The sequence below is a fragment of the Cupriavidus sp. FW216-B1 genome (assembly GCF_058789195.1).
In genome coordinates, this window is the sequence record NZ_JBYTEL010000004.1 from 170071 (window position 1) to 188332 (window position 18262).

The window sequence follows — 18262 nt, forward strand, 5'->3', positions numbered from 1 at the left end:
TGCGATGAACCTCTCCAAATTCTTCGTCGACCGCCCCAACTTCGCGGCGGTCATCTCGATCCTCATCTTCCTCGCCGGCCTGATCGCGATCCCGCGCCTGCCGATCTCCGAGTATCCCGAAGTGGTGCCGCCCTCGGTGGTGGTGCGCGCGCAGTTCCCGGGCGCCAACCCCAAGGTCATCGCCGCCACCGTGGCCACGCCGCTGGAGGAGCAGATCAACGGCGTCGAGAACATGCTCTATATGTCCTCGCAGGCCGCCAGCGACGGCGTACTGACGCTGACCGTCACCTTCAAGCTGGGCACCGACCCGGACCTCGCCACGCAGCTCGTGCAGAACCGCGTCAACGAGGCGCTGCCGCGCCTGCCGGACGTGACGCGCCAGCTCGGCGTGAGCACGGTCAAGAGCTCGCCCGACCTGACGATGGTGGTCCACCTGGTCTCGCCGAACGACCAGTACGACATGCTGTACCTGCGCAACTACGCGCTCATCAACGTCAAGGACGAGCTGTCGAAGATCACCGGCATCGGGCAGATCAACATGTTCGGCTCGGGCAACTACGCCATGCGGGTCTGGCTCAACCCGCAGAAGATCGCCCAGCGCAACATGAACCCCGACGAGGTGGTGGCCGCCATCCGCAAGCAGAACATCCAGGTCGCGGCCGGCGTGGTCGGCGGCGCGCCGTACAAGGACAACGTCGAGATCCAGCTGCCGGTCAACGTGCAGGGCCGGCTCACCGACGTGGACCAGTTCGAGAACATCATCATCAAGCGCGAGAACGGCGTCGTCACCTACCTGCGGGACGTGGCGCGCGTGGAGATCGGCGCGTCCGAGTACGCGCTGCGCGCGCTGCTCGACAACAAGCAGGCGCTGGCGCTGATCATCTTCCAGTCGCCGGGCGCCAACGCCATCGAGATCTCGAACAACGTGCGCGCCAGGATGGCGGAGCTCAGCAAGCGCTTCCCCAAGGGCCTCGAGTACCGGATCGCCTACGACCCGACCACCTTCGTGCGCGACTCCATCGACGCCGTGATCCACACGCTGCTCGAAGCCATCCTGCTGGTGGTGCTGGTGGTGATCCTGTTCCTGCAGACCTGGCGCGCGGCCATCATTCCGTTACTCGCGGTGCCGGTCTCGGTCATCGGCACGTTCGCGGTGATGCACGGCTTCGGCTTCTCGATCAACGCGCTGTCCCTGTTCGGGCTGGTGCTGGCCATCGGCATCGTGGTGGACGACGCCATCGTGGTGGTGGAGAACGTCGAGCGCAACATCGCCAGCGGTCTCCGGCCGCGGGAAGCCACCATCAAGGCCATGAAGGAAGTGACCGGCCCGATCATCGCCATCGCGCTGGTGCTGTGCGCGGTGTTCGTGCCGATCGCCTTCATCAGCGGGCTGACCGGCCAGTTCTACCGCCAGTTCGCGCTGACCATCGCCTTCTCGACGGTGATCTCGGCCTTCAACTCGCTGACGCTGTCGCCGGCGCTGGCGGCCCTGCTGCTGCGCTCGCACGACGCGCCCAAGGATGGGCTCACGCGCTTCATGGACCGCTGCCTGGGCGGCTTCTTCGCGCGCTTCAACCGGGTCTTCCAGCGCGGCTCGGAGAACTACAGCAGCGGCGTGACCCGCGCGCTGCACCGCAAGCGCGGCTCGCTGCTGATCTACGCCGTGCTGCTCGGCGCCACCGTGTTCGGCTTCAGCCACGTGCCGACCGGCTTCGTGCCGATCCAGGACAAGGGCTACCTGGTCAACCTGATCCAGTTGCCCGACGGCGCCACGCTCGACCGCACCGAGGCCGTGGTGCGGCAGATGACGGACATCGCTTCCAAGGAGCCCGGCTACCGCAACGCCGTGCAGCAGCCGGGGCTGTCGCTCAACGGCTTCATCAACAGCCCGTCGGCGGCCACGGTGTTCTTCGGCGAGAAAAGCTTCGACGAGATGGGCAAGCTCGGCGTGAGCGGCCCGAGCCTGGCGCATAACCTGCAGGCCAAGTTCGGCGCCATCAAGGATGCGTTCATCGCCGTCTTCCCGCCGCCGCCGGTGCAGGGGCTGGGCAACACGGGCGGCTTCAAGCTGCAGATCGAGGACCGCGGCGACGCCGGCTACGAGGCCCTGAGCAAGTCCGTGACGGCGGTGCTGGAGAAAGCGCGCAAGGCGCCCGAGCTGGCCGGGGTGTACACCACCTACAACGTCACCACGCCGCAGCTGTTCGCCGACGTGGACCGCACCAAGGCCGCGCAGCTCGGCGTCGACGTGGACGACGTCTTCAAGACCATGCAGATCTACCTGGGCTCGCTCTACGTGAACGACTTCAACAAGTTCGGCCGCACGTACCAGGTCATCGCGCAGGGCGACAAGGACTTCCGCTCCAGGCGCGACGACATTCTCGACCTCAAGGTGCGCAACTTCGAGGGCAAGATGGTGCCGCTCGGCGCGGTCGTCACCCTGAGCGACACCACCGGCCCGGACAGCGCCTCGCGCTACAACGGCTACCGCTCGGCGGACATCAACGGCGGCCCGGCGCCCGGCTACTCGACCGGCCAGGCGCAGGCCGCCATCACGAAGATCCTGGACGACACGCTGTCCGGCGACATGGCGTTCGAATGGACCGAGCTGGCCTACCAGCAGATCCTCTCGGGCAACACCGCGCTGATCGTGTTCCCGATCTGCATCCTGCTGGTCTTCCTGGTGCTCACCGCGCAGTACGAGAGCGTGTTCCTGCCGCTGGCGATCATCCTGATCGTGCCGATGTGCCTGTTCTCCGCGATCACGGGCGTGTGGCTCACGGGCGGGGACAACAACCTGTTCACGCAGATCGGCTTCTTCGTGCTGATCGGGCTGGCGTGCAAGAACGCCATCCTGATCGGCGAGTTCGCCCGCGAGCTGGAGATACACGGCAAGTCCACCTACGAGGCGGCGATCGAGGCGGCGCACCTGCGCCTGCGCCCGATCCTGATGACCTCCATCGCGTTCATCGCGGGCGTGCTGCCGCTGGTGCTGTCGCACGGCGCCGGCGCGGAAATGCGGCATGCGATGGGCGTGGCGGTCTTCTTCGGGATGATCGGCGTGACGTTCTTCGGCCTCTTCCTGACTCCCATTTTCTACGTGCTGGCCCGCGGCCTGGAGAAGCGCCTCACGAAAACCGAAAAGGTACATCACCATGTTGAAGACTAATGTGATGGCGGCGCTCGCCGCCGCCGCGCTGCTGGCCGCCTCCCTGGCCGCGTGCACGAGCCCGGTCGGGCCGCAGCCGTCGGGCATCGACACGGCCGCGTCATGGAGCCGGCTCGAGGGCGGCAAGGACGGTGGCAAGGATGGCGCCAACGACGGCAAGACCGCCGGCGCGGCGCTCCTGGTGGCGAGCGCCGACGCCGATGTCGACCAGCAGTGGTGGGGCCGCTTCCGCGACCCCACGCTCGACGCGCTGGTCCGCGAAGCGCTCGACCACAACAAGACGCTGAAGATTGCCAGGGCACGCGTCGACGAAGCGCGCGCCGGGCGCTTGCTGGCGCAGTCCGCGCTGGCGCCGCAGATCAACGCCGAGGCCAGCAGCGAGCGCGGCAACCGCGGCTTCCTCACCAGCGACAAGGCCGTGACCATCAGCCAGGTGGACATCGCCGCGACCTGGGAGCTCGACCTGTTCGGGCGCAACCAGGCGCGCGCCGCGCAGGCCGGCGCCATCCTGCAGTCAGCCGAGGCGAGCCGGCAGGCCGTGCGGGTGGCGCTGCTGGCCGAGGTGGCGCGCACCTACTTCGACCTGGGCAACTACGCGCGCCAGATCGAGCTGACGCGCAACAACCTCGCCACCCAGCGCAAGACGCTCAGCCTGATCCAGGCCCAGTTCCAGGGTGCGATGGCGAGCAACTTCGACGTGCAGCGCGCGGCGGCGCAGGTCTCCGCGACCGAAGCGCTGATTCCCGCGCTGCAGACCGGCTATGACCAGTCGGTCAATCGGCTGGCGAGCCTGCTCGGGCGCACGCCGGAATCGATGGGCGGGATGTTCGACGGCGCCGCCGCGGCGCGCGCGACCGTGCCGCCGCTCGACAACGGCATCCTGGTCTCGGCCCCGGCCAGGGTGCTGGCCGAGCGCCCCGACGTGCGCGTGGCCGAGCGCAGCTTCGCCGCCAGCATCTCCGGGCGGAAGGCGGCGGTCGCCGAACTGTTCCCCAACATCTCGCTGACCGCGCTGTTCGGCGCGCAGAACGCCACGCCGTTCTCGTCCACGCCCTGGGGCATCGGCGCGGGCCTGGTCCAGCCGATCCTGAACTTCGGCCGCATCTCGTCGCAGATCGACGCGGCCGACGCGCGCCAGCAGCAGGCCTTCCTCGGCTACCAGCAGACCGTGCTGGAGGCGCTCGAAGACATGGAGAACGCGCTGTCCGGCTACCTCAACGAGAACACGCGCAACGCCTCGCTCTCGGCCGGAGTGGCGCAGAACCGCAAGGCGGTCGAGCTGGCCAGGATGCAGTTCAGCCACGGCTACGTCGGCCTGCTCGACGTGCTGGTCGCCGAACGGGACCTGCTCGACGCCGAATCGAAGCAGGCCGCCTCGGACGCGAGCCTGCGCAAGGACCTCGTGCGCATCTTCGCGGCGGCGGGCGGCGGCTGGCGCGACCAATAGCAAGCACCGCGCCGGCCGGCGCGAATCCCGGGCGCGGGGATGGATTGCCATCCCCGCGCTTGCCTTGGCCGGCCGCGCCCGGCGCCGGTCCCAGTCCTCACACGCAGGCCGATTCCGCCCTTCCCTCCGCCAGCCGGTCTGCTAATCTTTATTGCGGCGCAACTTCCGCCGTGTCCGGCTGAATACAGGAGGGAAAATGTTTCCGTGGATCTGGCTGTGGTCTCCCAACCTTCACTTCCCCTGGAGCGGCTCAGTCGCCCAGCGCATCGACCCCGACCTGCTGTTCAACGCCATTTCGCCCTCCGCCGGCGACGCCGACATCGAACGGCGGGCCTTCCACATCGCCTCCTACGGGCGCCAGCTCGGCCTCATCACCGAAGTGCTGCTGCACGCGGTGGACCCCGCCGCCATCGACCCGCAGCGCGCCGCCGACTCGCTGGAGAGACTCAAGCGCATCCGCGACGAAATCGAATGGCTCAAGACCGACGACGGCACGCTGTCGTCCGACGCGCTGCTCGGGCATCTGGCCCGGCTCAGGACGGAGAACCCGGCTGAATTCACGCGGGTGTTGAGGATTGCGAACGGGTGAGTATCGGGCGGCCGGTGCGGCAGGCATGCCGGCGAGGAGAAGGAGACCCGGCGATGCCGCCGGGATCGACGGCCGGGCTCTCAGCACCCGGGCTCGTCGCCGAGGCCATATGTGCAGGCGAATGGGTCATGCCATTTGTTTCTCTTGTACAGAAGATGTACTCCGCCGCCGCCCGCCCACTCGAGTCCCGCCGAACCACTCGAATAGAGAATCCACTCGCCGCCAAAGCCATCGGCAAATTCGACTGTCCCGGTTGCGTAGCAAGGCGAGTAGCGGTCGTGATTCAACACAAAGCCTGGCACCGGATATGCCTTGGAGAAATAGGCCCTGACCTGGGCAGGCGTGGGCTTGAACCGCCCGCATTCCCTGATGAGCATTGGATCTTCGCCATCCTTTGTCCCCTGTACCATGCCGGTCTGATTGATGACGACCGACCGGACATTTCTTGCATGGCTATCGAAAGAAACCACGCACAGAAAAGCCGCCAGCACTGCCGCAAGTCTGCCGCTGCCGAATTGACCCTTTACCATTTTGCCGTCCTTGCTTCGGTCTCATTCTTGTAGGAAACCTCTGGATGCAAGTACACCTCGTGCATGCTTACGTCCAAGGTTTCCGCCAGTTCGGAGACAAGCCATTTCAGTGAAATACGCTGCGAATCGGTGACGTCATCGTAGATCTCCCTTCCAACCGGCCCTCTGTGGTTGCCGACCAGTTCGATGCCGATGGCATCGTCGTTGGAGGGAAATCGTCGTGGCCATTCCTTTTTCCCCTCATGCTTGTGAAGGGCGCGCACCCCACGCTTTGCGGCGGCAGCCGAAATCTCGACCGGACTGCATTTTCTTGTCTCCAGACACCGCGAGCGCAATAGTCCGACATGGGCGGTGGCCCTGAGCAAAGAGGCCGTCTGATAGATCGTGCCATCCAGATCGATGAGGAAATGCGCACCATTGGCGCTTTTGTTCCCATAGCTGTTGAAGGTACTCTTCGCGGTCGGCGCGCCGGTCTGATGCACCACAATCCCATTCACCTTGTGCATCGGTCCGCGCTCGATCGCGGGATGGATGGCCAGCTTGACGCGCTCCGCGTCGACATGGCCTTGCTTCGAAATGAACAGCATGGCATTCCCTCCGGTGGTCAGATGGCCTTGTTGGCCTTGATGTCGTATCCCGCGCCCACCGTCCCGGCGCTGCCGCCCTGCGCGTTCTGCAGCACGTAGTCGTGCCGCACGCGGGCGAAGGACAGCCGGACCTCCTCGCGCGGCATGGCCATGTTGTGGTTGCCGGCCACGGCAACCCGCGTGACCAGCACGTCCTCCATCGTGATCTTCAGGTATTCGTGCGGCGTGCCGCCGGCCTTGCGCATGACCAGCACCGCGGTGTCGATGTGCCTGCCGGCCAGGCAATACTGCACGAGGGCGGGCGTCGCCCGGTCGACGTAGTGCTCGAAGGCGAGGTCATCCACGCTGCATTTGCCGGCGCCGCCGCCGCTGCCTTCGTGCATGCTGGCCGGCTGGCTGACCGACCAGTCCCATGCCAGCACCTCGATCTCGTTCGGGTGGCGGGCATCGGCGGATTCGCCGTCGATGCCCGCCAGCTTCAGGAAAATGTCCTGGGACATGGTGGCTCCTTTCTTGCCTGCGGGTTGAGATACGGATGCCTGCCGGCGCTGCGCCAACCGGCAAAGCACGGTATCAGCGCAGGCCGCGCGCGGATATTGGACGGGTATGAAATGCCTTTCCGCGACTGCGGCCGCCCGCACGGCGGCACGGGCGAAGCCGTCCCGGCTGGCGCGGCATGGCCCGGAATGGGCCGCCAATGCCCATCCGGTTGGGGAAATGAAAGCGCTTTCCGATAGAATCCTGCCTTTCCGATTGCTGCAACGCGAACCGGCGGCACAACGCGCGGAATTCACGGGAATCGAGGAACATGGAAACAGCGGCTTTCAGCCTGCCACGTTGGCGCTCTACGGCCTGGTTATGCGACCCGGGCGCGAACGTTCCTGAAGACATCCGCATCAAGCTGATCGGCAGCCTGTTCGGCACCCTGCCCATCTTCGCCGGCGGCGTGCTCAACACCGTCGCCGTGGCGATAGCCATCGCCTGGCGCGACCCCAGCCCGGCCTTCGTGGCCTGGGTCATCATCGAGATCCTGCTGTGCGGCACGCGGCTGGGCGTCCTGACGGCGGCGCACCGCGCGGCGACGGCGGGCCGCTCCACCTTCACCGACGTCTACATCCTGCTCGCGGTGCTGTGGGGCGCGAGCGTGGGCTACGGCACCTTCATCAGCATCCTCAGCGGCGACTGGGTGGCGGCAACCATGTCCTGCCTGTCCGCCGCCGCGATGGTGGGCGGCATCTGCTTCCGCAATTTCGGCGCGCCGCGGCTGGTGGCGATCATGATCCTGCTGTCGCTCGGCCCGTGCTGCATCGCCGCGGTGCTTTCCGGCGAGGCCGTGATGCGCCTGACCCTCGTGCAGATCCCGTTCTACCTGGTCGCCATGAGCATCGCGGCCTTCCACCTGAACAAGCTGCTGGTCACCACCATGAAGGCGGAGCGGGAAAACGACCACCGCGCCCGCCACGACGCCCTCACCGGCCTGCCGAACCGCGCGGGGCTGGTCCACGCCTCCGCGCATCTGTACAAGGCGGACCAGATCGGCGAAGGCAAGACGGCGGTGCTGTACATGGACCTCGACGGCTTCAAGCCGGTCAACGACCAGCACGGCCACGAGGCCGGCGACCAGTTGCTGGTCACGATCGGCAAGCGGCTCGATGCGCTCAAGGGCCCGGACGACATGGTGTTCCGCATCGGCGGCGACGAATTCGTGGTCATCGTGCGCGCCGGCGACCAGGCCGAGATCGCCAGCTTCGCCGACCGGCTGGTCAGCGAAGTGCCGGTGCCGTTCACGCTGGAGCCCGACGTCAGCGTGGAGATCGGCGCGAGCGTCGGGGTCGCGCTGATACCGGAGCACGGCGCCGACGTGATGGCCGCGCTGACCGCGGCGGACAAGGCCCTGACGCTGGCCAAGCTCGGCGGCAAGGCGCAGTGGACGCTGGCGACCTAGCGTCATGGCGTCACGGCGCCTTCCCGGAAACCTGCCGCGCCGCCGCTCCCCGCCGCCACCCCCGCACCTCCACCCACTGCCAGGACAGCAGCGCCGGCACGCCGAACAGCACTTCCCGCGCGCGCCTGACCAGCGCCAGCGACAGCGCGACCTGCGCATCGACCCCGAGCAGGTTGCCCAGCAGCACCATCACCGCCTCCTGCACGCCCAGGCCCGCCGGCACGAAGAAAGCCACCTGGCGCGCCGCCTGGGTCAGCGATTCGATGGCGACGGCCTGCCAGAACGGCAGCGGATGGCCGAGCAGCCATAACGCGCACCAGGTTTCCAGCGCGCCGGCGGCGAAGCCGGCAAGCTGCCAGGCCAGCGCCGCCGCCAGTCTGCCGTGGCGCCGGTTGAGGGCGCGGATGGCGGCGTCGAGGCGGGCGCCGTCGAGCATGGCCACGAGGCGGTGATCGGCGCCGAGCAGGCGCCCGGCCGCGCTCTCCAGCCGCGCGAAGATGCCGCCGTAGCGCAGCGAGAGCGCGAACAGCACCGGCACCGGGAGCGACAGCGCCAGCCCGAGCGCCACCACCCAGGCCTGGGCGCCGTCGTGCAGGGCGGCCACCAGCAGCAGCGTGCCGAGGACGCAGAACAGGTACTGGGCGAACAGCGTGACCATGACTTCGACCACGATGCTGGCGGTCACGGCGGTGGTGTCGCGGATGCGCAGGCGGGCCAGGCGGATACCCGCCAGCTCGCCGCCCACGCCGGCGACCGGCAGCAGGCGGCTGACGGCTTCGCGCACGGCGGCAACCCACCACAGGAAACCCAGCCCGGCCCGCCCGTCCGGGTCCGCCGCGGCCAGCAGTACGCGCCAGCCCCGCGCGTCCAGCAGCAGCGGCAGCGCGTGCAGCGGCACCAGCAGCAGCAGCGGCCAGCCGGCCCGGGCGACGATGCCGGCCACGTCGCCGGCGCCCTCGTGGATCACCAGGGCGATCAGCGCCAGCAGGCCGAGCAGCCCCGCGAGACAGGCCAGGCGCTTCATGCGGCGGTCATGCCGGCTCCCGGCGCGCCGCCGGGCGGCGGATCGGGGAGATCGAGGGGATCGGGGAAGAGGTCGCTGAAGCCGCCGCGGCGCGGCACCGCGTGGTCCAGCGCGGCGCGCACGCGCGGCGACAGCAGCGCGGCCAGCTCGTCGGCATGGCGATAGCCGTGCATGGCGGGCGCGATCTCGGCGCCGGACACCACGCCCGGATGGAAGTAGATCTCGCCCACGCCGGCCGGCAGGCGGGCCAATGCGCGCAGCAGCGCGCGCTCGTCCATCGCGCCGCTGTCGGCGATGCCGATCACGTAGTCGTTGTGGGCCACGCCGGCCGCGTCCAGCCGGCGCCGCGCCAGCGCCAGCCAGGGCCGCAGCAGCCGCGGCGCGCGCGCCTCGCCCGGCAGGCGCACGGCGCGCAGGCCGAACTCGCGGCCGATCCGCAGCACCAGCCCCAGCACGGTGGGATGCAGGTGGAAATGCTTGTGGGCATTGACGTGGTCCAGCGCCAGCCCGGTCGCCGCGAACGCGGCGAACTGCGCGCGGATCTCGGCGGCCAGCTGGCGCCGCACGTGAGGCAGGAAGAAAAAGCGCGCGCCGTCGCGCGCCATCGCCGAGCCGAAGCGGCCTTGCGCGTCCACCAGCGCCGGGATGCGGGCCGGCGGCAGCACCGCGGGCCCGTCGGCCAGCACCAGGTGCAGGCCCACCCGCAGGCCGGGCAGGCGGCGCGCGCGCGCCACCGCGTCGGCCGCGGCGCCGGCCCCCACCATCAGGCTGGCGGCGTTGAGCACGCCGTCGCGGCAGGCGCGTTCCACCGCCTCGTTGACCGCCGGGTGCAGGCCGAAGTCGTCGGCGGTGAGGATCAGGGCGCGCCGCGCTGCGGCTGCGGTTTCCACGGTTGCCTTGCCCACGGCCGTCGTCACGCCTCGTGCGAGCGCAGGAAGCGGAAGAACTCCACGCCTTCGCGCAGCCGCCGCTTCATCATTTCGCGGCTGCCGAGCATCTCGCGCACGATCTCCCAGATCTTGGCCGGGCGGAAGTAGAAACGCTTGTAGAAGGTTTCCACGCCGTGGTAGATCTCCTCGCGCGACAGGTGCGGGTAGCTGATCGCGGCCAGCTGGATGCCCTGGTCGTTGACCAGGTTGATGACCTTGTTCTCGGCCAGCCAGCCGTTGTCCACCGCCTGGCGGTACAGCGCGGTGCCGGGATACGGCGCCGCCAGCGACACCTGGATGGTGTGGGGGTTGATGTCCTTGGCGTAGGCGATGGTCTTCTCGATGGTCTCGCGCGTCTCGCCCGGCAGGCCCAGGATGAAGGTGCCGTGGATGGTGATGCCGAGCTTGCGGCAATCCTCGGTGAAGCGGCGCGCGATGTCCGTGCGCAGGCCCTTCTTGATGTTCAGCAGGATCTGGTCGTCGCCGGACTCGTAGCCCACCAGCAGCAGGCGCAGGCCGTTTTCCTTCATGATCTTGAGCGTGCTGTAGGGCACGTTGGCCTTGGCGTTGCACGACCACGTCACGCCGAGCTCGCCCAGCCCGCGGGCGATCTCCTCCACGCGCGGCTTGAAGTCGGTGAAGGTGTCGTCGTCGAACATGATCTCCCTGACCTCGGGCATGTTCTCCTTGATCCATTTCACCTCGGCGATCACGCTCTGCGCCGAGCGCGTGCGGTAGCGGTGCCCGCCCACGGTCTGCGGCCACAGGCAGAAGGTGCATTTCGAGCGGCAGCCCCGGCCGGTGTAGATCGACACGTAGGGGTGTTTCAGGTAGCCGATGAAGTAGTTCTCGACCTTGAGGTCCCGCTTGTAAATGGGGGCCACGAACGGCAGCTCGTCCATGTTCTCGATCATCGGGCGCGGGCCGTTGTGCCCGAACGAGCCGTCGGGCAGCCGGTAGCTCAGGCCGGCGATGTCCTCGAGCGGCAGGCCCGCGGCCACGTCGCGGCAGGTGTAGTCGAATTCCTCGCGGCACACGAAGTCGATGGCCGCGCTGGCGCCCAGCGTGCCGCCGGGATCGACCGCCGGCTTGGCGCCGACCATGCCGATCAGCACGTCGGGCTTGCGTTGCTTCAGCGCCTCGGCGAACTTCGCGTCGGTCGGGAAGGACGGCGTGCTGGTGTGGATGATGACGAGCTCGTAGCCGGCGGCGATCTCCAGCACCTGCGCCACGCCGAGGCCGTCGGCCGGCGCGTCCAGCACGCGGCTGCCGGGCACCAGCGCGGCGGGCTGGGCCAGCCAGGTGGGATACCAGAACGACTTGATCTCGCGCTTGGCCTGGTAGCGCGAGCCCGCGCCGCCGTCGAAGCCGTCGAAAGAGGGAGCCTGCAGGAAGAGGGTTCTCATAGCGGTCTCTGATGGGTCATCCGGTTCATTTGCCATCGACGGACAGGACGGACGACGAAGCGCCATGCTCGCCATTGTCCGTGCCCGCGGGCCGTGGGGAAAGGGGGTACGCGCCTGGCGCGCCGCCGCCGGCCGGCGCGGCGGGCGCGTGCCGGTCGCGAATCGACAGCATCTGCCCGCGCCAGCGCACCTGGTCGCCGAACAGCGCGGCGACCCACTCGGCCAGCAGCAGCACGTCGCGCAGCGGCGCCCGCAGGGCCGCGCCGAGACTGCCCGCCAGCAGGCTGCGCGCGCCTATCCCGGCCAGCGCGACGGCCAGCACCGGCGGCTGCGGCGCCAGCCATGCCGCCAGCGCCAGCATCGGCCAGGTAAACGTGATGAAAATGAAGGCGAAGCCGGACGGGTTGATCGAGCGGATGGTGCGCAGCCAGCGCAGCTCGTGGCTCCACAGCGCCGCCAGATGCGTCTCCGTCACGTCGGTGCTGACTTCCACTTCCGACAGCACCGTGCGCAGCCCCCGCTGGCGGGTCAGCTCGCCAAGCCAGAAATCGTCGGCGAGGCGGTCGGACAGCGCGGCGAAGCCGCCGACGGCGTCGAGCACCTCGCGCCGCAGCGCAATCGTGGCGCCGAAGGAAAAGCGCCGCGAGCCGCAGGCGTGGGCCACGCGCGCGGAGGGCGCGAACCAGTCGTCGATGAACTGCGCGCCGAGGGCCGGCCACAGCCCGCCCACCGGGCGGCCGCGGTACAGACAGGTCACCACGCCCACGGCGGGATCGGCCAGCGGCGCGGTGACGCGCACGAGGTAGTCCGGGTCCGCCGCGATGTCGCTGTCGGCCACCACCAGCCAGGGGTGGCGCGCCCGCGGCAGCAGGTTGATCAGGTTGCTGACCTTCAGGTTGCTGCCGTGCACGAGCGGGCACACCACGAGGGCGATGTCGCACGCCGGGAACTCCGCCCGCAGGCGCTCGACCACGGCAATGGCGGGGTCGCTGGCGGCGCGCACGCCGAATACCAGCTGGAACGCCGGATGCCGCTGCCGGCACAGGCCGGCGAGGTTGTCGTAGAGATTGGGATCGGCGCCGCACAGTGGCTTGAGCACGCTAACCGGCTTCGGGCCGGCATCTTCCGGCGCCGCGCAAGACCTGTGCCGCGCCGGAGCCCGCCAGGTGGCGGCGGCGGCGGCGCCCGCATAGGCGGTGGCCAGGCACGCCAGCGCGGTGCCGGCCGGTGCCAAATGGGAAAACACCTGCATGGAAGACTCCCGATCCAGGCATCGCCCGCTGCCTCGGCGGGCGCGGTGCGGTGAAGGCGCTGCGCTGTGGGTGCGCGCGCTTGGCCGCCAGTGTAGGAATGGTTTCCTTAAGGAAAAATTAAACCGATGAAATTCGATGGCCGATGCGGGCAATCGCGCTGTGGAGCGGATGCGAACCGGCCCGCCGCGGCAAGCGGCCCGCGGAAACCGGCGTGGCGCTTGCCGCACAACAGCCGCTCCGACACCGGCTGCGCGCCAGCCAGCCCCGGCCCCGGCGCCGCCGGCTGGCCGCAACGTGCCGCATCAGCCATTGCGAAGCGCGCCAACAGATGGCAAACTCGCAACTCTGTTGCAATAGCCGGTTTGTTTTCCGGAAAACCGGCCGCCCGCCCTCCCTGCAGTCATCCGTGTTTCGACGCTCGCTCGCCCTCCTGCTGGTCGTGGCCCTGCTCTTCGGGCAGGCGGGCAACTACGTCCATGCGCTGTCCCACCTGCACGCGCAACTGCAAAGCAGCGCGTGCGTGGCGGCGGACGACGCCGGGCAGTGCGAGCCCGACCAGGATGTCTGCCTGCAGTGCCTGGCATTCGCGGCGCTGGCGGTGGCGATGCCGGCGCTGGCGTCGTGGCTGCTCATCGCCTGCTCGCGCCGCTGGCACTATCCCCTGCCCGCCGAGCGCCACCTCGCGCCCGTATTCTCGCCGCGGCCCCGCAGCCGCGGCCCGCCTCTGACCGGCTTGTCGTTCACGTAGTGCATTGGCGCGGGCAAGGAGTCCCCGCGCGACACTCCCATATCGTCAGAGGCATTGCCATGTCAGTTTTCCAGCTTCGAGCCATTGCGGCCGGCGCCGCGTCGGCGCTCGCCGTCTCGGCGCACGCACAGTCGGCGCCAGCCGACGTCCCTTCCACGCCGCCCGCCGCGCGGCAAGCCCAGGCGCAGGCCGCCACCCCGGCCACCCCCGCCACCCCGGCCGCCAGCGACAAGTCGCTCAACGCGGTCGTCGTCACCAGCAAGCGCCTGGACGAGGCGCGCAACGCCCTGTCGCCGGAGACCGGCAGCTCGGTCTACCGCTTCGACAGCGAGGACATCGACGCGCTGCCCCAGGGCGACAACACGCCGCTGAACCAGGTCCTGCTGCAGGCGCCCGGCGTGGTGCAGGATTCCTTCGGCCAGCTGCACGTGCGCGGCGACCACGCCAACCTGCAGTACCGCATCAACGGCGTCACCATTCCCGAGCCGATCAGCGGCTTCGGCCAGATGCTGGACACGCGCTTCGCCGACGAGATCAAGCTGGTGACTGGCGCGCTGCCGGCGCAATACGGCTTCCGCACGGCCGGCATCGTGGACATCCGCACCAAGGGCGCGGCCACCGACGACGAGGGCCAGCCGCGTGCCTTCGGCGGCGAGATCGGCACCGTGATCGGCAGCCACGCCGACCATGAGGCCAACGGCTACATCCAGGGCGCGAAAGGCCCGTGGAGCTACTTCCTGAGCGGCTCGTTCAGCGAGAACAACCTCGGCATCGAGAACCCGACCGGCGGCAGCAACGCGATCCACGACCACACCGACCAGGGCAAGGCCTTCGGCATGCTGTCGTACCTGGTCAACCCGGACAGCCGCATCAGCTTCATGTTCGGCAGCGCCGACAACCGCTTCCAGATCCCGAACCGGCCCGGCCTGTCGCCCTCGTTCTCCATCGACGGCGTGGTCCCGCCGGCCTCGGACGCGCTCAACGCCAACCAGCGCGAGAAGACCGACTTCCAGATCCTCTCGTTCCAGAACAAGGTCTCGTCCGCGCTCGACTACCAGGTCTCGCTGTTCCACCGCACCAGCCGGGTGGACTACAACCCGGACCCGATCGGCGACCTGGCCTACAACGGCGTGGCCGCCGACATCACCCGCAGGAACGAGGCCTACGGCGTGCAGGCCGACGGCAGCTACATCCTCAACCCGGCGCACACGCTGCGCGCGGGGCTGTTCCTGCAGCGCGAGCGGTTCGGCGTGGACAACAGCTCCACCGTGCTGCCGGCCGACGCGGACGGCAACCAGACCAGCGGCGTGCCGCTGTCCATCGTCGACAACTCCAGCAACACGGGCACCACGCTGGGCTTCTACCTGCAGGACGAATGGAAGGCCACCGACAAGCTCACGATCAACTATGGCGCGCGCTACGACCACGTCAACACGGTGGTCAGCGAGCAGCAGCTCAGCCCGCGCCTGGGCCTGACCTACGAGCTCACCAACGCGACCCGGCTGCACGCCGGCTACGCGCGCTATTTCACGCCGCCGGCGACCGAGAAGATCGACACCACCTCGGTGGACAGGTTCACGGGCACCACCAACGCGCTGCCGTCGGACGCCAACACGGCGGTGCGCTCGGAGCGCTCGGACTACTTCGACCTGGGCATCTCGCACCAGGCCACGCGCAACCTGACGCTGGGCCTGGACGCCTACTACCGCAAGGTGCGCCACCTGCAGGACGAAGGCCAGTTCGGCAACGCGCTGATCTTCTCCTCGTTCAACTATGACGAAGGCAAGATCTACGGGCTGGAAGGCACCGCCAATTACCGGCAGGGGAATTTCGGTGCCTACGCCAACGTGAGCCTGTCGCACGCGGTGGCCAAGGGCATCGAGACCGGCCAGTTCAACTTCGAGGCCGACGAGCTGGCCTTCATCGCCAGCAACTGGGTGCACCTGGACCACGACCAGACCGTGGCCGGCTCGTTCGGCACCTCCTACCTGTGGCGCGGCACGCTGCTCACCGCCGATGCGCTGTTCGGCAGCGGCCTGCGCAACGGCTTCGCCAATACCGGCCACCTGCCGCCGTACCTGCAGGTCAACGTCGGCGCGGCGCATACGTTCGATACGCCGGTCGCCGGCAAATTCAAGGTGCGCCTGACGGTGATCAACCTGTTCAACCACTCGTACGAGCTGCGCGACGGCACCGGCATCGGCGTGGGCGCGCCGCAGTATGCGCCGAGGCGCGCGTTCTACGTGGCGGTGTCCAAGCCGTTCTAGCGAGGTGTGGAGGTTGTCTCCCTTCTCCCATTCATGGGAGAAGGGAGACAACCAGCGGCCAATCGATTTCGTCGGCAGCCCGGACAGGGCCGCCGCTCAGGCCGCGTCCGGCGGCGGCTCGGTCCCGCCCGGCGCGGCGTCCGCGGTCGGCCGCCACAGCAGCCGGCGCAGGATGCGCGCGCCCAGCAGGCCGAGCGGCACGGCGATGGCCCACAGGCCGAGCGGGGTTTCCAGCGCGTTGCCGTCCGGCGCCACCGCCGCATAGATCGTCGCGCCCGTGTTGAGCCCCATGTGCAGCACGATGCCGGGCCACAGCGAGCGCGTGCGGCAATAGAGCGCCGCGACGAACAGCCCCACCGCGAACGCGATCACGAACTGGTAGACGTTCAGGTGGGCCACGCCGAACACGAAGGCCGAGTAGACGGTCGCGTCGGCCTGGCCGTAGCGCTTGAGCATGCCGCGCAGCAGGATGCCGCGGAAGAACATCTCCTCGATGAACGGCGCGATGATGCAGACCAGCGCCCACGCGCCGATGCTGCCGTTCGCCATCTCGGACATCATCTGCGCCTCGCCGCGCGACATGGGCAGCAGCGCGTCCACCACCATCATGGCGAGGCTGTCGAGCAGCAGGATCAGCGGCACCATCAGCAGCAGCGGCGGCCCCAACACGCCCAGCGTCGCGCCCACGCTGGCCGGCCCTTCATGGAACAGGCGGCGGTAGGTCAGCCCGTTGACATGGAGCATGGCGCTGAACACCAGCCCGTAGCACACCACGCGCACCAGGCTGGCCGCGGCCATCGGCTGCATGCCGTGGCGCAGCAGGAACGGGCGCAGCAGCATGCTCACCATGACCTCCGCGAACCAGGCCACGAAGGTGAGCGCCAGCGCGCCCTGGAAGGTGATGGGTTGGGTCTTGTCCGGCCGGATCGGGTGCATGGCTCAGGGCGGTCTTGAAGGGAATCCTCGAAGGCAATCCACGAAAGGCGTCTCGCGGCGCGGTCATGCGGGGCGCCCTGCATGCGGCGTGGCGAGGTGGAGAAGTATCGCCGAATCCGCCGCGCGCCGGGGCGCCGCGTGGTGGGGGGCGCCTGTATCGACAAGCGCGCCGGCGCATGCGCGGGCCGTGCCGCGTTACGTAACACGTAACGGGAACGGCCGACACATGGGCCGCATGAAACGCCCTGCCACGACATCGCCGCCTGCCCGCAAAGCCAGGCCGCGCGCGGGTTTCCGGCAGACCGCGAGACGCGCGCGGCGGGCCCGGAAGACGCCGCCGGCGTCGGGCACAGCTATTGCGTGAACGCCTGGTCGAGAACGATAACCGGAGAGAGGTCGACCGTGCGTAATCAGCAATATCTGCTTGGTGTATTGGGTGCCCTGGTGCTGCTTGGCGGCTGCGCCAACGGGCACGACGGCAAGATGGGCGCCACCGGGCCCACGGGCGATCCGGGCGCGACCGGCGCCGCGGGCGCGGCCGGCACCCCTGGTCCGACCGGCGCCGCCGGCGCCAAGGGAGACAACGGCGCGACCGGCGCCACCGGACCGGCTGGCGGTGCGACCGGCGCCACGGGGGCGACCGGCCCGGCCGGGGCAACGGGGGCAACGGGGGCGACTGGCGCCAGCGGCGCGGACGGCGCCACGGGGCCCACCGGCGCGACTGGCGCGACTGGCGCCACGGGGGTGACAGGCGCGACCGGCGTGACGGGTGCAACGGGTGTAACGGGCGCGACCGGGGCGACCGGCCCCGCCGGCGCGACGGGTGCGACGGGTGCGACCGGCCCCACCGGGCCCACGGGCGCGACCGGCGCAACTGGCGCGACGGGCGCGACGGGCGCCACCGGCGCCGCCGGGGCATCGCTGCTCAATCAGGTCGGCAGCGCGGTCAGCAGCGTCGGCGATACCGTCGGCGGCCTGGGCACTGGCCCGCTGGCGGCGGTGACGGCGCCGGTGGGCTCCGTGGTCAGCCAGACCGGCGCGCTGGTCGGCAGCCTGTCGCCGCAGACGCTGGCCGATCCGGTCAACCAGGTCGTCGGCGGCGTGAGCAAGGCGATCGTCCCGCTGACCTCCACGCTGGTCAGCACCACGCAGACGCTGGGCGCGGCCACGGGGCTGGGTCCGGTGGCCAACAACCTGCTCGGCACCGTCGGCGGCGGCGTGGCCTCGCTCGGCACGGCGCTGACCAATACCAACGCGCCCATCGTGACCAACGTGGGCGGCATCGTGAATACCGCCGGCACCGCGGTGGCGTCGCTGGGCGGCCTGCTCAACCCGCCGTCCGGCACGCCGGGCGGCAGCCCGCTCGACCCGATCACCAGCCTGCTGGGCAACCTGACCGGCGGCCTCCAGGGCCTGTCTCTTCTCCACATCT

Annotated in this window: 15 protein-coding genes; 7 read left to right on the plus strand and 8 right to left on the minus strand. The window is 69.3% G+C overall.

Annotation, left to right across the window (positions count from 1 at the left end; all coding sequences use genetic code 11):
* The first annotated feature begins 4 nt into the window (after nucleotides 1-4).
* The 3 genes from AC3WXD_RS13100 (at nucleotide 5) to AC3WXD_RS13110 (ending at nucleotide 5205) form a co-directional block, all read left to right on the plus strand.
* Entirely contained in the window at nucleotides 5-3169 is a 3165-nt protein-coding gene (locus tag AC3WXD_RS13100) for an efflux RND transporter permease subunit (protein WP_492323885.1), read from the plus strand.
* Nucleotides 3156-4616 (plus strand): efflux transporter outer membrane subunit, encoded by a 1461-nt coding sequence (locus AC3WXD_RS13105; protein WP_492323886.1) that lies wholly within the window; start codon nucleotides 3156-3158, stop codon nucleotides 4614-4616. Before AC3WXD_RS13100 ends, AC3WXD_RS13105 begins: the two co-directional genes overlap by 14 nt.
* A 196-nt stretch (nucleotides 4617-4812) precedes the next feature.
* Complete coding sequence (locus AC3WXD_RS13110; RefSeq protein WP_020200729.1) at nucleotides 4813-5205, plus strand: hypothetical protein; 393 nt, start codon at nucleotides 4813-4815, stop codon at nucleotides 5203-5205.
* 80 nt (nucleotides 5206-5285) lie between these two features.
* On the opposite strand, the gene AC3WXD_RS13115 is transcribed toward AC3WXD_RS13110, so the two are convergent.
* Genes AC3WXD_RS13115 through AC3WXD_RS13125 form a run of 3 tightly spaced genes read right to left on the minus strand, consistent with a single transcriptional unit; the run spans nucleotide 5286 to nucleotide 6822 of the window.
* Complete coding sequence (locus AC3WXD_RS13115) at nucleotides 5286-5735, minus strand: hypothetical protein (protein ID WP_155887912.1); 450 nt, start codon at nucleotides 5733-5735, stop codon at nucleotides 5286-5288.
* A complete protein-coding gene (locus AC3WXD_RS13120) occupies nucleotides 5729-6322 on the minus strand; it encodes a peptidoglycan recognition protein family protein (protein WP_020200730.1) in 594 nt (197 codons plus the stop codon). Before AC3WXD_RS13120 ends, AC3WXD_RS13115 begins: the two co-directional genes overlap by 7 nt.
* Nucleotides 6323-6339: 17 nt before the next feature.
* Complete coding sequence (locus tag AC3WXD_RS13125) at nucleotides 6340-6822, minus strand: Hcp family type VI secretion system effector (protein ID WP_492323887.1); 483 nt, start codon at nucleotides 6820-6822, stop codon at nucleotides 6340-6342.
* A gap of 308 nt (nucleotides 6823-7130) precedes the next feature.
* Here AC3WXD_RS13125 and AC3WXD_RS13130 point away from each other — a divergent pair, with 308 nt between their 5' ends.
* Nucleotides 7131-8267, plus strand: a complete 1137-nt coding sequence (locus tag AC3WXD_RS13130) for a GGDEF domain-containing protein (protein WP_059413744.1) — start codon at nucleotides 7131-7133, stop codon at nucleotides 8265-8267.
* A gap of 10 nt (nucleotides 8268-8277) precedes the next feature.
* Here the strand turns inward: AC3WXD_RS13130 and AC3WXD_RS13135 are convergent, their stop codons facing one another.
* The 4 genes from AC3WXD_RS13135 to hpnI are packed head-to-tail and all read right to left on the minus strand — an operon-like array spanning nucleotide 8278 to nucleotide 12878.
* On the minus strand, nucleotides 8278-9291 hold the full coding sequence (locus AC3WXD_RS13135) for a lysylphosphatidylglycerol synthase domain-containing protein (RefSeq protein ID WP_492323888.1): 1014 nt from the start codon (nucleotides 9289-9291) through the stop codon (nucleotides 8278-8280).
* A complete protein-coding gene (gene hpnK, locus AC3WXD_RS13140; RefSeq protein WP_370552856.1) occupies nucleotides 9288-10151 on the minus strand; it encodes a hopanoid biosynthesis-associated protein HpnK in 864 nt (287 codons plus the stop codon). The genes AC3WXD_RS13135 and hpnK overlap by 4 nt, the downstream gene beginning before the upstream one ends.
* A gap of 53 nt (nucleotides 10152-10204) precedes the next feature.
* The gene (gene hpnJ, locus AC3WXD_RS13145) at nucleotides 10205-11626 is read right to left on the minus strand and encodes a hopanoid biosynthesis associated radical SAM protein HpnJ (RefSeq protein WP_492323889.1); all 1422 of its coding nucleotides are present in this window, start codon (nucleotides 11624-11626) and stop codon (nucleotides 10205-10207) included.
* Nucleotides 11627-11651: 25 nt separating this feature from the next.
* Nucleotides 11652-12878, minus strand: coding sequence for a bacteriohopanetetrol glucosamine biosynthesis glycosyltransferase HpnI (hpnI, locus tag AC3WXD_RS13150; protein ID WP_492323890.1), 1227 nt, complete (start codon nucleotides 12876-12878; stop codon nucleotides 11652-11654).
* A 407-nt stretch (nucleotides 12879-13285) separates the two neighbouring features.
* Here hpnI and AC3WXD_RS13155 point away from each other — a divergent pair, with 407 nt between their 5' ends.
* Nucleotides 13286-13627 carry a hypothetical protein gene (locus tag AC3WXD_RS13155; RefSeq protein ID WP_492323891.1) on the plus strand — a complete coding sequence of 114 codons (342 nt, stop codon included), beginning with the start codon at nucleotides 13286-13288 and terminating at the stop codon, nucleotides 13625-13627.
* 59 nt (nucleotides 13628-13686) lie between these two features.
* On the plus strand, nucleotides 13687-15894 hold the full coding sequence (locus AC3WXD_RS13160) for a TonB-dependent receptor (protein ID WP_020200738.1): 2208 nt from the start codon (nucleotides 13687-13689) through the stop codon (nucleotides 15892-15894).
* Nucleotides 15895-15990: 96 nt separating this feature from the next.
* Here AC3WXD_RS13160 and AC3WXD_RS13165 read toward each other — a convergent pair whose 3' ends face one another.
* Nucleotides 15991-16830: a CPBP family intramembrane glutamic endopeptidase gene (locus AC3WXD_RS13165; protein ID WP_492323892.1), complete on the minus strand. Its 840-nt coding sequence runs from the start codon at nucleotides 16828-16830 to the stop codon at nucleotides 15991-15993.
* 402 nt (nucleotides 16831-17232) lie between these two features.
* Between AC3WXD_RS13165 and AC3WXD_RS13170 the strand changes: the two genes are divergently transcribed.
* Nucleotides 17233-18262 (plus strand): collagen-like triple helix repeat-containing protein (locus tag AC3WXD_RS13170; protein ID WP_492323893.1); only part of this gene is annotated, 1030 nt, incomplete at its 3' end.